Genomic DNA, 14,555 nt, shown 5'->3' on the forward strand with positions numbered 1-14,555 from the left:
CTACCGAGTCCCCCATGCCCGACAACACCCGCCGCGCCCGTGATGAAGCCTTCTGGCAAACCTTTGCCGACCGCTACGATGTCGAACCCGGCCCGCTCAACCTGGAGAACGGTTACTTCGCACGCATGTCGCGCACGGTGGTCGAGGAATACCAGCGCAACATCGAGCTGATCAACCGCAGCAATTCGGTGTACGTGCGCCAGCGTTTCGAACAAGGCGACAGCCTGAAGATCCGTGCGCAACTGGCCGGGTTGATTGGCGTCCCCGCCGACAGCATCGCCCTGACCCGTAACGCCTCGGAAGGTTTGCAGTCGCTGATCCGCAACTACAACCGGCTGCAGCCCGGCGATCAGGTACTGATTTGCGATCTGGAATACGACACGGTCAAAGGCGCCATGCGCTGGCTGGCGCGTAGTCGCGGCGTTGAAGTGATCGAGATCGAACACGCACACCCGGCCACCTTCGACAGCCTGCTCGATACCTATCGGCAAGCCTTCGCGCGGTATCCGCGGCTCAAGATGATGGCCCTGACCCACGTCACCCATCGCACGGGCCTGGTGATGCCGGTGCAGGCGATTGCAGCGGCTGCGAAGGAGCATGGCATCGACGTCATCCTCGACGGCGCCCATGCCCTCGGCCAGCTTGAATTCGACCTGACCGAGCTCGGTATCGCCTTCGCCGGCTTCAATCTGCACAAGTGGATCGGCGCACCGCTGACCCTGGGTTTTATCTACATAGCCCCCGAACGCCTGGCCGACATCGATCCGGACATGGGCGAGATGCATTTTCCGCCCACTGACATTCGCGCCCGTACCTCGTACAGCACCCCCAATATCCCGGCGCTGATGACTCTACCGCTGGTGCTTGAAGAACATTGGGCGATGGGGGGTGCCGCGGCCAAGGGCGCGCGGCTTAACTATCTGCGCAACCGCTGGGTCGCGGCGGCGCGGCAGTTGCCGGGTGTCGAAGTCCTGACACCGGATGATCCGCGCCTGTATTGCGGCATCACTTCGATGCGTTTTACCCGGCATGCCGACCAGCAACTCATGGTCGAGCGCCTGCTCAATGAATACAACCTGTTCACCGTGGCCCGCAGTGGCGCCGCATGCGGTCCGTGCATCCGCATTACACCGGGGCTTACCACCACCGCATCTGACATGGATGTGCTGGCCAGGGCACTGACCGAACTGGGCTGACGTCAGACGGTGTATTTGTCAAAGTCCTCGGGCCTGATCTGTGTCGACACGGCGAACGTGTCGATGCCGATGGTCATCTGCCCGAAGTAGCCGTCTTCAGCCGAATCCCGCCCCAGGGTGTGCACGCTCAAGGTCGATTTTTCACCGCCCATGGTTGTATAGATAAAGTCCTGGTCGTTGGCCAGGACCGGCACCGTTCGGCCGCTGTACGGGCGACTGCCGAGTACCGAGCGCGAGGCCACCTCAGGCAGGTAAAGCTGCCCGACCCAGGCGACATGCCGTTCTTGCAGATAGTTGTTGCCGGCCGTGATGCGCACGGCGACGTGAATGTGCAAGGCGCGGCCGGCGTAAAAACCCGGATAGATCGTGGTGAAGCGCACGATGCCCGACTTGTCGGTGAACTGCCCGCCGCGCAGGTAGGTATCGTCATCGGTGCGCGGCACGGCGCCGATGTCTCCGGTATCGACCTCGACGTCCGGGTTGATCTTGCTCCAGCCCGAATAGGCACCGCGGGCATTGCAGTGCCAGATGTCCACCAACGCATCGGGGACCGGCTCACCGGTCATGGCATCGACAATGGTCAACCGCAATACCAACGGAACGCCTTCGGCGCCTTCGCTGATGTTCCTGCGGATCAGTTTGGGGTTGCGGAAATACGGGCCGGCAATCTGCTCGGGAGACAGCAGGCAGACCGGTGCCGGGGGTGCAACTGAGGTGTTGGCGTCCATGACGTTCTCTCTTCCATAAGATGAACGCAGGCTAGCACCGGTCAATTTTCGTTATGCGGTAACTATGTATCGCTGGATGTCCTTGTCCCTGTGGGGATATGAGTCGATCCGGGCAACTTTCTTCAGGCAAAAAAAAACGGTGCACCGACCAAGCGCACCGTAAAGCCGTAGAACACACAACGAGGTGTAGGGTGAAGCGATCAGTCCAGCAGCGCCAAAGCCTCGGCGGTGCACTCCTGAATGCGGGCCCAGTCGCCGTTCTTGATCCACTCCGGATCAAGCATCCAGCTACCGCCCACGCACATGACGTTTTTCAACGCCATGTAGCTCTTGATGTTGGCAGGTCCCACGCCGCCGGTCGGGCAGAATTTCACTTCGCCGAACGGACCGCCCAAAGCCTTGATGGCCGCGACGCCGCCGCTGACTTCCGCCGGGAACAGCTTGAAGCGGCGATAACCCAGGCCGTAGCCTTCCATGATGCCCGAGGCATTGCTGATGCCTGGCAATAGTGGAATCGGGCTGGCGACGCTGGCTTCCAGCAGGTCACGGGTGATGCCCGGGGTGACGATGAATTGCGAGCCGGCCGCTTCCGCCGCCACCAGCATATGGCGATCCAGCACGGTGCCGGCACCGGTCACCAGCTCCGGACGCTGCTCGCGCAGAATCTGGATGGCCTTGAGGCCCAATTGCGAACGCAGGGTCACTTCCAGGGCTGTCAGGCCACCGGCCGCAAGGGCGTCGGCCAGCGGCAGAACGTCTTGCTCGCGGGCGATGGTGATCACCGGCAGGATCCGCGCTTTCGCACAGATGCTGTCGATCAGGGCAACTTTATCCGCCATGGAAACGGTCGGGGATGGGTTTGTCATAGCGGCTGTTCCTTGGCTCATGGGCACCAGTAAATCTCTAACGTGGGTTGCAGAAACGCGCGAATCGGCATTGCGGCGACATCATCACCGGCCAGTGCGGTACTCAGGGTGGTCAGCTTGGACTGACCGGAAATCGATAGAACCTTGTGCTTGGCCGAGGCCAGCAGCGCGCGGCTCATGGTCAGGCGCTGATGCGGCACGGTCGGCGCCAGCATCGGCCAGCAGCGACGAACGCCATCGGCCTGCAATGCCTCGGCAAGGTTCGGGCTGTTGGGGAACAGCGACGCGGTGTGGCCGTCATCGCCCATGCCGAGGATCAGCACGTCGATCACCGGCAACTCCGACAGCAAGCGGTCGGCCTGCTCGGCCGCCTGTTCCAGGTTGGCACTGGCGCTGTACAGGCTCAGGAACTGCGCCTTGGCCGCCGGGCCTTGCAACAGGTAACGCTTGATCAGACCGGCGTTGCTGTCGGCGTGCTCCACCGGTACCCAGCGCTCGTCGGCCAGGCTGATCACCACGTTCGACCAGTCCAGCGTCTGCTTGGCCAGGTGCAGGAAAAACGCCACCGGGCTGCGGCCACCGGACACCACCAGGGTCGCAGTGCCCTGGGCGTCGATCGCATCGCTCAGTTGTTTCGCCACGTTCAGTGCCAGGCTTTCAGCCAGCAGCACCGGGCTCTTGAACCCATGGGCGCTGACGCCCTGGGGCAGTTTCAAATCAGATATCGCCATACCACGACCTCCCGTCCCGCGTGATCAGAGCAATGGAGCTCATCGGCCCCCAGGACCCGGCCGCGTACGGCTTGGGCGCATCACCGGATTTTTTCCACCCGGCGATCAACTGGTCACACCACTTCCACGCGGCTTCGATTTCATCTTTACGGACAAACAGGTTCTGATTGCCGCGCATCACTTCCAGCAACAACCGCTCGTAGGCATCGGGAATCCGTGCGCTGCTCCAGGTGTCGGAAAAATTCAGCTGCAACGGACCGCTGCGCAGCTGCATGCCCTTGTCCAGGCCTTGGTCTTTGGTCATGACACGCAAGGAAATGCCTTCGTCCGGCTGCAGGCGGATAATCAGCTTGTTGCTGATTTGCAGGCGCTGCTCGGGAGCGAAGATGTAGTGCGACGGTTCCTTGAAATGGATGACGATCTGCGACAGCTTCTGCGGCATGCGCTTGCCGGTACGCAGGTAAAACGGCACGCCGGCCCAGCGCCAGTTGCGGATGTCGGCACGCAGGGCGACAAAGGTTTCGGTGTCGCTCTGGGTGTTGGAATTGGGTTCTTCCAGGTACCCCGGCACCGCTTTGCCTTCGCTGTAGCCAGCGATGTATTGGCCGCGCACCACCTGGGTGGTCAGGCCTTCCGGGCTGATCGGCGCCAGGGCCTTGAGCACTTTGACCTTCTCGTCGCGGATGCTGTCGGCGGACAGGTCGGCCGGCGGGTCCATGGCGATCAGGCAGAGCAGTTGCAGCAGGTGGTTCTGGATCATGTCCCGCAGCTGGCCGGCCTTGTCGAAGTAACCCCAGCGGCCTTCAATACCGACCTTCTCGGCCACAGTGATTTCCACGTGGGAGATGTAGTTCTGGTTCCACTGGGTTTCGAACAGACTGTTGGCGAAACGCAAGGCGATCAGGTTCTGGACGGTCTCTTTACCCAGATAGTGGTCGATGCGATAGGTGCGGTTCTCCGGGAAGAACTGTGCCACGGCGTCGTTGACCTTGCGCGAGGATTCCAGGTCCGAACCGATGGGTTTTTCCAACACCACGCGGGTGTTTTCCGCCAGGCCGACCTTGGCCAGGTTCTCGCAAATTGCGCCGTACACGGCGGCCGGGGTCGCAAAGTAGGCGATGACCCGCTGCGAACTGCCGGCGGATTCGGCCAGGGCCACATAATCATCGGGATTGAGGAAGTCGACGTGCAGGTAGCTCAGGCGCGCCAGAAAACGCTCGACCACGGCTTCGTCCAGCTCTTTGGCGCCCACATAGCGGCGCAGCTCGGAGGTGATGAACGCCAGGTGTTCCTGCTCGCTGCCCGGCTCACGGGCCAGCGCGATGATCCGCGTATCCTCGTGCAAGAGGCCTGCACCATCGAGTTGATAGAGGGCAGGAAACAGCTTGCGCAGGGCGAGATCGCCAAGAGCGCCGAACAAGGCAAAGGTGCACGGTTCAACCGTAATCGAGAGCATGATGTTTGTTCTTTTATCAAGTTAAGCTACAAATACCTTTTTTCAAGGCATCACTCAAGGGAAAATGTAGTAATAACCACAACATTTTCGCAAAATACAGATTCCGAGTGGTGGTCGGTCGGAGCCATCAGTAGGATAGGCCACCGTTACGGGCCTCACCAAAGGCCCTTTTTGCATTAGCCGCGCGCTTATCGGTGCCGGTGAATCAAGGAAACTTATATGGACCGCGTGCGAAATTTACTGGAGCAAATCCAGAATCGCCTTGAAGAGCTGAACAAGGCCGAACGCAAAGTCGCCGAGGTGATCCTGCTCAACCCGCAGCAGGCCACCCGCTTCAGCATCGCCGCCCTCGCCCAGGCCGCTTCGGTCAGCGAACCGACGGTCAACCGTTTCTGCCGTTCGTTCGGCGTCAGCGGCTACCCCGAGCTCAAACTGCAACTGGCCCAGAGCCTGGCCAGTGGCGCCGCCTATGTCAGCCGTGCGGTGGAGGCCGATGACAATCCGGAGGCCTACACCCAGAAGATCTTCGGCAGCGCCATCGCCTCCCTGGACAGCGCCTGCCAGGCACTGGACCCGAACCTGATCAGCCGTGCCGTCGACCTGCTGATCCAGGCGCGGCAAATCCACTTCTTCGGCCTCGGCGCCTCGGCCCCGGTGGCACTGGATGCGCAGCACAAGTTCTTCCGTTTCAACCTCGCCGTCACGGCCCACGCGGATGTGCTGATGCAGCGCATGATTGCCTCGGTGGCCCATACCGGCGAGTTGTTCGTGATCATTTCCTACACCGGCCGCACCCGCGAACTGGTGGAAGTGGCGCGCATCGCCCGGGAAAACGGTGCCTCGGTGCTTGGCCTGACCGCCGAGAACTCGCCACTGGCCAAGGCCAGTACCCTGAGCCTGAATATCCCGCTGCCGGAAGACACCGACATCTACATGCCGATGACGTCGCGGATCATCCAGCTGACCGTGCTCGACGTACTCGCCACGGGCATGACCTTGCGTCGCGGGGTGGATTTCCAGCCGCATTTGCGCAAGATCAAGGAGAGCTTGAACGCGAGCCGGTATCCGGTGGGTGACGAGTTTAATTAGGACGCTTCGCGCAAAAGATCGCAGCCTCGTTTCACTCGTCAGCTCCTACAGGTATACGCGCTTGTGTAGGAGCTGCCGAAGGCTGCGATCTTTTGATCTTCTTTACACCCCCCCACCCGCGCCTGCAAACTCAAATGCGCCCGCTCCCCCGGTTTCAGGCACAGGCTGTCGGTGCCTCCACTCGCCGCTTCCACACAGACAAATTCGGATATCTCGTTCCAGGTCACGCCGAGCAGCGGACGTGAACCGGGATGCCACACCACGGTGTCGGCCGTATCCCCGGTATCGATGCACAACGCCCGGTCCCAGGCATGGTCGTTCAACTGCAATTCGCCGTCGTGCTGGAACACCCGCTGGCATCCGCCGTCCACGCGCAATTCGCCTTCCTGCTGACAAACCTGCCGGCTCAACTGGTCGTAACCCTGCGCGCCTTCGAGCCCAGACAGCGCTATCTCACTGACATCGCCAATACGCCAGTAAGCATGCAAAGCCTGGCTCAACTGGCACGGCATGTCGTCCTGATGCTCGGTGCTCAGGCGCAATTCCATGCGTTCACCCAGGCGCGCGTGCAGGTCCACCTGCCAGTCGCACAGCTTCAGTTGCCAGTGCAATCGCACGCCATCGTCGTCACTGTTGCTGTCGAGCAGCTTCCAGTCGAGCAACCGCGCCCAGCCATGGGACGGCCAGGCGTTCTCGCTCGGATGCCGGCCATACCAGGGCCAACACACCGGCACGCCGCCACGAATGGCGCCGACCTGCGGCCACTTTGCCGCGCACCACAGCCAGGGTTTCTGGCCCTTGGGCTGGAAGTGCAGCAACTGCGCGCCCTGACGGCTGAACACCGCCTGACACAGCGGATGGTCGATCACCAGCACGTCGCGCGTCTGATAGCGCTCCCACGCGAACACCGGACGTTCGCGCAAGGATTTGAAGAAGCGTTGTAGCGGATGCTCAAGCATGTGCCACGGTCCTGAAATCAACTGTCACCGGGGTGCGCGGCCCGCAAAAAAAAGCGGACAGCCATGGCTGTCCGCAAATATGCGCACATGGAGAGAAGCTTATCGCAGACGCGTTAGAACACCGACTGAATTTTCAGGCCGGCCACCAGCGCGTTGTCGACTTCATCCACACCACCCGGGTGCGTGACGTATTGCAGGTTGGGACGTACGGTCAGCCAGTTGGTCACGTGGAAGCCGTAGTTGATCTCGTAGTTGTATTCGGTTTCACGAATCGGCGAGAACAGCGGATTGTCGTATTCCGAAACACCGTTGGCCACGTTGGTCAGCTCGGCGTTTTTCTTCACGTCATCGTTGACATGGATACGGGCGAAACCGATGCCCACGTCATCCTTCGGACGCGCGTCGAACGGGCCCTTGTACACGAACATCAGCGACTGGTAGTTGTCGATGAAGTTGGTGTCCTTGTCGTGGAACGTGGCGTTGGCCGCGATGTTCAGACCACGGGAAGCATCGCCATTGTGGCTGGTGAGTTGCTGCTGCGCGACGAACCAGTAGCCGTGCTTGCTATCGTGGACGCGATAAGGGTTGCCGCTGGTCGCTGCGTTCTGGCCGTTGTCGTCTTCGAGAACGTCGTCTGCCGGGGCTGTGCTTTTGTAGTAACCGACACGGTACTCGCCCGGCAGGTTGTTGACCTTCGGCGACCAGACCAGTTCGACCGGCAACACGGTGCCCTCAGTGCCACTGCCGCTGAGTTTGAAACCGTTACCGTGTTCCAGTTGCGTCGGGTTCTGGTTGTACGCACCAATCTGAGCGTAGAGCTCGTCGTTGATGTTGTACTTCACGCGGATCGCCGCCTGGCTGACCGGCCAGTTGTACCAGATGTTGGTGGCCCAGTTACCGACCTGGGATCCACAGAACGCCAGGTTCTGGAATTCGCACGGGAAGGTGTTGAAGTCTTCACCTTCACCGAAGTAACCGGCCTTGACGTCCAGCTTGTTGTCGAAGAACTGGTGCTGAATCCACAGCTGGGTCAGACGGACCATGTGGCCGCGACCATAGACTTCCTGGGAGGAACTCAAGGTGCCGGCACGTGGATCGCCAATACGGTCGTTGGAGATGTTTTCGCCGTTACGGTTGGTGAGCTGGATTTTGGCCTGGGTGTTATCCCAGCCGAACAGTTTTTCCAGGTCCAGCGCCGCGCCCAGGCCAAACTGGTCGGCATAGCGCGCGGTCTTGTCATCGTTGAACCCGCCATGCAGGTTGCCACCGACTTCACCAACGTAGTCCATCTTGATGTCGATACCCTGCTCGATCAGCTTGGTACGCTCGCCACCCCAGTCGCCCGTCATCCATTTGGAGTCTGAGCTGAACGCTTCATCGGCCATCGCATTGCCGGCCAGAACCAGTGCTGCCGCTGCTGAAACCTGGCAGATCAACCGGGCCTTGTTCTTCATCTTCATCCCTACTTCCTCGTTTTATTGTTATTAACTTTTCTTCTTTAACGCGGTTACATCAGTTGCGATGCGCGACAGGCCGCGCACCACGGATTCCCCTGTGGGAGCGGGCTTGCTCGCGAATGCGGTGTGCCCTTCAACGCAGATGTCGACTGATCCACCGCTTTCGCGAGCAAGCCCGCTCCCACATTTCTTGATCTTCAGCGGCCTTTGAACTGTGCGACGTTGGCAGCGTGTGATTCGGTTTTCGCTACGCCGGCGACCCCCAGTCGCTCACCCGTTTTCGCATCGAACAGCAGCACTTTCGCCGGATCGAATTGCAGGGTCAGGGTCTCGCCCACCGCTGGCGCCACGTCCGGTGCCAGGCGGCAGCAAACCTTGGTGTCGTTGAGGTTGACGAAGACCAGGGTGTCCGGCCCGGTCGGTTCGGTGACCTGGACTTCGGCGCGAATGGTCGGCAAGCCATTCGCTTCGCCGTTGGCCAGGATGATCTGCTCAGGGCGCATGCCGAGGATCACTTCGCGGTCCTCAAGACCGGCGTCCTGCATGCCCAGCGGCAGTTCGCAACGGGCCTGGCCGCTGTCGAGCAATGCCAGCAGACGACCGTCCTTGCGCTGCAGGCGCAGCGGGATGAAGTTCATCGGCGGCGAACCGATGAAGCTCGCCACGAACAGGTTGGCCGGGTTGTTGTAGATGTCCTTCGGCGTACCGAACTGCTGGATGATCCCGTCCTTCATCACCGCCACTTTGTCGCCCAGGGTCATGGCTTCGATCTGGTCGTGGGTCACGTAGACCGTGGTGGTTTTCAGGCGCTGGTGCATCAGTTTCATTTCGGTGCGCATCTCGACCCGCAGCTTGGCGTCGAGGTTGGACAGCGGTTCGTCGAACAGATAGATCTTCGGCCGCCGCGCCAGGGCACGGCCCATCGCCACGCGCTGTTGCTGGCCGCCGGAGAGCTGGCCGGGCTTGCGGCTGAGCAGGTGTTCGATCTGCAACAGCTTGGAAACCCGAGCGACTTCTTCGTCGATTTCGGCGATCGGCATTTTGCGGATCTTCAGGCCGAAGGCGATGTTGTCGCGCACGCTCATGGTCGGGTACAGCGCGTAGGACTGGAACACCATGGCAATGTCGCGATCCTTGGGGCTCATGCCGCTGATGTCGGCATCGTCCACCAGGATCGCGCCGCCGCTGATGGTTTCCAGGCCGGCGATGCAGTTCATCAAGGTCGACTTGCCGCAGCCCGACGGGCCGACCAGGATCAGGAACTCGCCGTCATCGATCTTCAGTTCGATGTTTTTCAGGGTGTCCGGCAAGCCGGGGCCGTAGGTCTTGTTGACGTTGCGTAATTCGAGAGTTGCCATGTTTCTACCCCTTGACCGCGCCGGACGTCAGCCCACGCAGGAAATACTTGCCAGCGAATATGTAGACCAGCAGTGTCGGCAGCCCGGCGATCATCGCGGCGGCCATATCAACGTTGTATTCCTTGGCCCCGGTGCTGGTGTTGACCAGGTTGTTCAGGGCCACGGTAATTGGCTGGGCGTCGCCACTGGCGAACACCACGCCGAACAGGAAGTCGTTCCAGATCTGGGTGAACTGCCAGATCAGGCAGACCATCACGATCGGGATCGACATCGGCAGCAGGATCTTCAGGAAGATCGTGAAGAAGCCCGCGCCATCGAGCCTTGCGGCCTTGACCAGCGCATCCGGAATGCTCACGTAGTAGTTGCGGAAGAACAGCGTGGTGAACGCCAGGCCGTAGACCACGTGCACCAGCACCAGGCCGGTGGTGGTGTTGGCCAGGCCGAACTTGCCGAGAGTGAACGAGGCCGGCAGCAGCACGGTCTGGAACGGCAGGAAGCAGCCGAACAGCAGCAGGCCGAAGAACAGCTGTGAACCACGGAAGCGCCACATCGACAGCACGTAGCCATTCATCGCACCAATAAACGTGGAAATCAGCACCGCTGGCACGGTGATCTTCACCGAGTTCCAGAAGTAGCCACCGACCACGTCCCAGGCCTTGATCCAGCCGATGCCGTCGATCACGGTCGGCCAGCTCAACAGATTGCCGGTACGGATGTCTTCCGGGGATTTGAAACTGGTCAGCAGCATCACCACCAACGGAATCAGGTACACCGCCGCTGCCAACAGCAGGGTGGCGTAGATCGCGATGCGGCTGAAGCTCAATGCTGGTTTGCCGAGTTGATTAGTCATGGCGTTTGCCTCGCAGCTCGGAGTACAGGTACGGCACGAGGATGGTCAGCACGGCACCGAGCATCAGCATGGCGCTGGCCGAACCGATGCCCATCTGGCCACGGCTGAAGGTGAAGGAATACATGAACATTGCCGGCAGGTCGGAGGAGTAACCCGGACCGCCCGCGGTCATCGCCGCGACCAGGTCGAAGCTCTTGATCGCGATGTGCGCCAGGATCATGAAGGCACTGAAGAACACCGGGCGCAGGCTCGGCAGGACGATCTTCAGGTAGATGGTCGGCAGGCTCGCACCGTCGACTTGCGCGGCACGGATGATCGATTGATCGACACCGCGCAGACCGGCAAGGAACATCGCCATGACAAACCCGGAGGCTTGCCACACGGCGGCGATCACCAGGCAGTAAACGACGCGATCCTGATCCACCAGCCAGTCGAGACGAAAGCCCTCCCAGCCCCAGTCACGCAGCATCTTGTCCAGGCCCAGGCCTGGGTTGAGCAGCCATTTCCACGCGGTACCGGTGACGATCATCGACAGCGCCATCGGGTACAGGTAGACGGTGCGGATGAAGCCTTCCTTGCGAATGCGCTGGTCCAGCAGCACCGCGAGGAACACGCCCAGCACCAGGCTGATGCCGATGAACATGCCGCCGAACAGCGCGAGGTTCTTGCTCGCGACCCACCAGCGGTCGTTGTCCATCAAGCGCATGTATTGCTGCAGGCCGACCCACTTGTAGCTCGGCATGAAGCTGGAGTTGGTGAAGGACAGAATGAACGTCCAGATGATGTAACCGTAGAAACCAACCAACACGATCAGCATGCTCGGCGCGAGTACCAACTTGGGTAGCCAGCGTTGCAGCGCATCGAACGGTGAGGCTTTGCTGAAAACCGCCACAGAGCTCATCGGGATAATCCAGGTTTAGATGTAAGGATCGGAGTGCGATCCCTTGTAGGAGCTGCCGCAGGCTGCGATCTTTTGATCTTGATTTTAAAAAACAAAATCAAAAGATCGCAGCCTGCGGCAGCTCCTACAGGGGGGATGCCAGGGAATTACTGGGCAGCTTTGACAGCCGAGGCCAGTTGGGCGCTGGCCTTGGCCGGGTCAGCATCCTTGTCGTTCATGAAGTTGGTGACCACGTCGAAGATCGCGCCTTGCACCGCCAGGGAAGTGGCCATGTTGTGCGCCATGCTCGGTTGCAGGCCGCCGGTCTTGTCGTCCGCGATGAAGTCCTTGGCCGACTTCTGGGCGCACTCGTCGAAGCCGAGCTTGTCCATTTCGTTCAGCATGTCGTTACGCACCGGGATCGAACCCTTGTTCATGCTGAAGACTTTCTGGAAATCGGTACCCAAGGCGACCTTGGCCAGGTCTTGCTGGGCAGCGATGTCGCCCTTGCGATCGGCCTTGAGCTTGAACACCGCCAGGGAGTCGATGTTGTAGGTGAAGGCTTTTTCAGTGCCCGGGAAAGCTACGCACAGGTAGTCCTTGCCCGCGACTTTCTTCGCCGCCGTCCACTCGCTTTTCGCCCAGTCGCCCATCATCTGCATGCCGGCCTTGCCGTTGATGACGTCGGCGGCGGCGATGTTCCAGTCACGACCGGCGCGGTTCGGGTCCATGTAGCCGGTGATCTTTTTCAGCTCGGCGAACGACTTGGTCATCTCCGGGCCGGACAGGGTTTTCTGGTCCAGGTCCACCAGGGCTTTCTTGTAGCCGTCAGCACCCATGACCGAGAGCACGATGTCTTCGAACACGGTGCTGTCCTGCCAAGGCTGACCGCCGTGGGCGAGCGCAATGAAGCCGGCGGCCTTGAGCTTGTCGCCGGCGGCATAGAATTCTTCGAGGGTGGTCGGGGCTTTTTCGATCCCGGCTTTCTTGAACACCTGCGGGTTGATCCACAGCCAGTTGACGCGGTGGATGTTCACCGGCACGGCGACGTAGTCACCTTCGTACTTCACGGTGTCGGAGACTTTCTTCGACAGCAGGCCATCCCAGTTTTCGGACTTGGATACTTCTTTCAACGCGTCGGTGCTGAGCAGGCCGGTGCTGCCCCACTCCTGGATGTCCGGGCCCTTGATCTGTGCAACGCCCGGCGGGTTGCCGGCTACGGCGCGACTCTTGAGTACGGTCATGGCCGTGGAACCGCCACCGCCGGCGACTGCGCCGTCCTTCCAGGTGAAGCCGTCTTTTTCGACTTGAGCCTTCAGGACATCGACCGCTGCTTTTTCACCACCGGAAGTCCACCAGTGAACGACTTCAACGGAACCTTTGGATTCGGCGGCCAGGACACTGAGGGGAAGTGCAGACAGGGAAGCGAGAGAAATGACAGTAGCGAGGCGAGAAATCGCATTCATCTAGGAGCACCTTTCTTGTTGTTATGCATGCAAGTCTGTTGCTTGCGCTGCATAGAATTCTAAACAGGGGATATCCCTTCGCAGGTAACGAAGGGATGCGCGAATGTCACCGCATGGTTACATAGAACCGCTCTGGGACAACTGCGCCAGCGCCGTAGCCATGCTTGGCGCCAACGCCAGGCGCGGAATCAGCACGGCTTGCCAGGCGTGGTAAAGGTCAGGCTTGCCGGGCCAGATATCGGCACTCGGGCGGTTCAGCGGATCGAGTTCGTGATGCCAGCTGCCGCCTTCGCGGTCGATGAAATGACTGTCAGAGAATTCCCAGAACAGTCGGTACCAGTGTTCGTATTGTTCATCGCCGGTGCGCTTGAGCAAGGCACTGGCGGCGGCGCTGGCTTCGCAATGGGTCCAGTGCAGGCGATGGCGGACCACCGCTTTGTTGTCCCAGTCCAGGGTGTAGACGATGCCCGGCGCGCCATCGACATCCCAGCCGTGGAGGCAATTGTGCTCGAACAGTTTTTGCGCATCGGTGACCAGCCAGCCCGGCGTGAGCATCCCCGCTCTCACCCGCGAAGCTTCGAGGTGCAGCAACAGCCGCGCCCACTCGAAACCATGGCCAGGCGTGGTGCCGTAAGGGCGGAAGCCGTCGGCCGGATTGTCGTGGTTGTAGTCCCGCAGTGGCTGCCAGGCGCGGTCGAAATGCTCGATCACCAGGTAATCGTTGGCGGCGGCGTGGCCATGGATCACTCGTTCGACAATCCGTTGGGCGCGGCTCAGCCAGCGGTTGTCATCGGTGACATCGGCCAGGGCGAGGAAGGCCTCGGTGGCGTGCATGTTGCTGTTGGCGCCCCGGTACGCCTCCTCTTCGCTCCAGTCGCGCCTGAAAGACTCGCGCATCGCGCCTTCTTCTTCGCACCAGAAATAAGTGTCGATGATATCGATCGAGTCATCGAGCAAGGCTTGCGCACCGGGACGCTGCGCGACCACCGCAGAACTGGCGGCCAGCGCGACGAAAGCGTGCAGATAGGCATTCTTGCCGGTATTGCCGTCGCGGTGTTCGGCAGTCGCGAACCAGCCGCCATGCAGCGCATCCCGCAATGGTCCGCGCAGGGCGGCAACACCGTGATCCACCAGCTCGGCAAAACCCGGCAAGCCCTGAATATGGGCCATGGCAAAGCTATGGGTCATGCGCGCGGTGTTCATGGTGTGGGCTTGCGCATCAGCTGGGAGACGGCCTTTTTCATCGAGGTTGCCGAAGCCTTCAGGCAGTTTCGAAGCCTTGGCAAAGGCCAGCAGGCGCAAGCCTTCGGTGGCGAGCCATTGCTGATGGGCAGGTGCATTCAGCCAACTGCTGAAGGCCGGTTGGAAGGTGTCCATGGCGTACCTTTTTTGTTGTTATGACTGAGGGGCAGCATAAACAACGGACGAAGGCGGGCTTGTAACGAAGGGGGTGGGTTATGTCACCAGGCTGTGACAATTGCATAGCAAGATCAAAAGATCGCAGCCTTCGGCAGCTCCT

The 14,555-nt window shown here is 60.6% G+C and carries 13 protein-coding genes; 2 read left to right on the forward strand and 11 right to left on the reverse strand.

The window, feature by feature from the left end; genetic code table 11:
* The first annotated feature begins 14 nt into the window (after positions 1–14).
* The gene (locus AB4O40_RS11090; protein WP_460054543.1) at positions 15–1,196 is read left to right on the forward strand and encodes an aminotransferase class V-fold PLP-dependent enzyme; all 1,182 of its coding nucleotides are present in this window, start codon (positions 15–17) and stop codon (positions 1,194–1,196) included.
* A gap of 2 nt (positions 1,197–1,198) precedes the next feature.
* On the opposite strand, the gene AB4O40_RS11095 is transcribed toward AB4O40_RS11090, so the two are convergent.
* The 4 genes from AB4O40_RS11095 to zwf all read right to left on the reverse strand — a co-directional run bounded on the left by AB4O40_RS11095 (position 1,199) and on the right by zwf (position 4,977).
* A complete protein-coding gene (locus AB4O40_RS11095; RefSeq protein WP_056725946.1) occupies positions 1,199–1,924 on the reverse strand; it encodes an intradiol ring-cleavage dioxygenase in 726 nt (241 codons plus the stop codon).
* Positions 1,925–2,124: 200 nt separating this feature from the next.
* Complete coding sequence (locus AB4O40_RS11100; RefSeq protein ID WP_056725947.1) at positions 2,125–2,790, reverse strand: bifunctional 4-hydroxy-2-oxoglutarate aldolase/2-dehydro-3-deoxy-phosphogluconate aldolase; 666 nt, start codon at positions 2,788–2,790, stop codon at positions 2,125–2,127.
* Between the two features lie 17 nt (positions 2,791–2,807).
* Positions 2,808–3,521, reverse strand: coding sequence for a 6-phosphogluconolactonase (pgl, locus tag AB4O40_RS11105; RefSeq protein ID WP_056725949.1), 714 nt, complete (start codon positions 3,519–3,521; stop codon positions 2,808–2,810).
* The gene (zwf, locus tag AB4O40_RS11110) at positions 3,508–4,977 is read right to left on the reverse strand and encodes a glucose-6-phosphate dehydrogenase (RefSeq protein WP_056725950.1); all 1,470 of its coding nucleotides are present in this window, start codon (positions 4,975–4,977) and stop codon (positions 3,508–3,510) included. Before zwf ends, pgl begins: the two co-directional genes overlap by 14 nt.
* A 228-nt stretch (positions 4,978–5,205) precedes the next feature.
* On the opposite strand from zwf, the gene AB4O40_RS11115 reads away from it, so the two are divergent.
* Positions 5,206–6,066, forward strand: coding sequence for a MurR/RpiR family transcriptional regulator (locus AB4O40_RS11115; RefSeq protein WP_170948639.1), 861 nt, complete (start codon positions 5,206–5,208; stop codon positions 6,064–6,066).
* A 38-nt stretch (positions 6,067–6,104) separates the two neighbouring features.
* Here AB4O40_RS11115 and AB4O40_RS11120 read toward each other — a convergent pair whose 3' ends face one another.
* The 7 genes from AB4O40_RS11120 to AB4O40_RS11150 form a co-directional block, all read right to left on the reverse strand.
* Positions 6,105–7,025, reverse strand: coding sequence for a D-hexose-6-phosphate mutarotase (locus tag AB4O40_RS11120; RefSeq protein ID WP_223541251.1), 921 nt, complete (start codon positions 7,023–7,025; stop codon positions 6,105–6,107).
* 113 nt (positions 7,026–7,138) lie between these two features.
* Positions 7,139–8,485: a carbohydrate porin gene (locus AB4O40_RS11125; RefSeq protein WP_223541250.1), complete on the reverse strand. Its 1,347-nt coding sequence runs from the start codon at positions 8,483–8,485 to the stop codon at positions 7,139–7,141.
* A gap of 194 nt (positions 8,486–8,679) precedes the next feature.
* Positions 8,680–9,840 (reverse strand): ABC transporter ATP-binding protein, encoded by a 1,161-nt coding sequence (locus tag AB4O40_RS11130; protein WP_056725954.1) that lies wholly within the window; start codon positions 9,838–9,840, stop codon positions 8,680–8,682.
* Between the two features lie 4 nt (positions 9,841–9,844).
* Positions 9,845–10,690: a carbohydrate ABC transporter permease gene (locus AB4O40_RS11135; RefSeq protein ID WP_007995997.1), complete on the reverse strand. Its 846-nt coding sequence runs from the start codon at positions 10,688–10,690 to the stop codon at positions 9,845–9,847.
* Complete coding sequence (locus AB4O40_RS11140) at positions 10,683–11,591, reverse strand: carbohydrate ABC transporter permease (RefSeq protein ID WP_008032969.1); 909 nt, start codon at positions 11,589–11,591, stop codon at positions 10,683–10,685. The genes AB4O40_RS11135 and AB4O40_RS11140 overlap by 8 nt, the downstream gene beginning before the upstream one ends.
* A 146-nt stretch (positions 11,592–11,737) precedes the next feature.
* Entirely contained in the window at positions 11,738–13,036 is a 1,299-nt protein-coding gene (locus AB4O40_RS11145) for an ABC transporter substrate-binding protein (protein ID WP_056725956.1), read from the reverse strand.
* 117 nt (positions 13,037–13,153) lie between these two features.
* Entirely contained in the window at positions 13,154–14,413 is a 1,260-nt protein-coding gene (locus AB4O40_RS11150) for a D-mannose isomerase (RefSeq protein ID WP_056725959.1), read from the reverse strand.
* Between the last annotated feature and the right edge of the window lie 142 nt (positions 14,414–14,555).

This window comes from Pseudomonas sp. S2_F07 (genome assembly GCF_054668325.1).

Excerpts from the sequence above, each read along its gene's own strand:
- AB4O40_RS11090 (WP_460054543.1), top strand. The coding sequence starts at position 15 with ATGCCCGACAACACCCGCCGCGCCCGTGATGAAGCCTTCTGGCAAACC.
- AB4O40_RS11100 (WP_056725947.1), bottom strand. The coding sequence starts at position 2,790 with ATGACAAACCCATCCCCGACCGTTTCCATGGCGGATAAAGTTGCCCTG.
- AB4O40_RS11095 (WP_056725946.1), bottom strand. The coding sequence starts at position 1,924 with ATGGACGCCAACACCTCAGTTGCACCCCCGGCACCGGTCTGCCTGCTG.
- zwf (WP_056725950.1), bottom strand. The coding sequence starts at position 4,977 with ATGCTCTCGATTACGGTTGAACCGTGCACCTTTGCCTTGTTCGGCGCT.
- AB4O40_RS11140 (WP_008032969.1), bottom strand. The coding sequence starts at position 11,591 with ATGAGCTCTGTGGCGGTTTTCAGCAAAGCCTCACCGTTCGATGCGCTG.
- AB4O40_RS11125 (WP_223541250.1), bottom strand. The coding sequence starts at position 8,485 with ATGAAGATGAAGAACAAGGCCCGGTTGATCTGCCAGGTTTCAGCAGCG.
- AB4O40_RS11130 (WP_056725954.1), bottom strand. The coding sequence starts at position 9,840 with ATGGCAACTCTCGAATTACGCAACGTCAACAAGACCTACGGCCCCGGC.
- AB4O40_RS11145 (WP_056725956.1), bottom strand. The coding sequence starts at position 13,036 with ATGAATGCGATTTCTCGCCTCGCTACTGTCATTTCTCTCGCTTCCCTG.
- AB4O40_RS11150 (WP_056725959.1), bottom strand. The coding sequence starts at position 14,413 with ATGGACACCTTCCAACCGGCCTTCAGCAGTTGGCTGAATGCACCTGCC.
- AB4O40_RS11135 (WP_007995997.1), bottom strand. The coding sequence starts at position 10,690 with ATGACTAATCAACTCGGCAAACCAGCATTGAGCTTCAGCCGCATCGCG.
- AB4O40_RS11120 (WP_223541251.1), bottom strand. The coding sequence starts at position 7,025 with ATGCTTGAGCATCCGCTACAACGCTTCTTCAAATCCTTGCGCGAACGT.
- pgl (WP_056725949.1), bottom strand. The coding sequence starts at position 3,521 with ATGGCGATATCTGATTTGAAACTGCCCCAGGGCGTCAGCGCCCATGGG.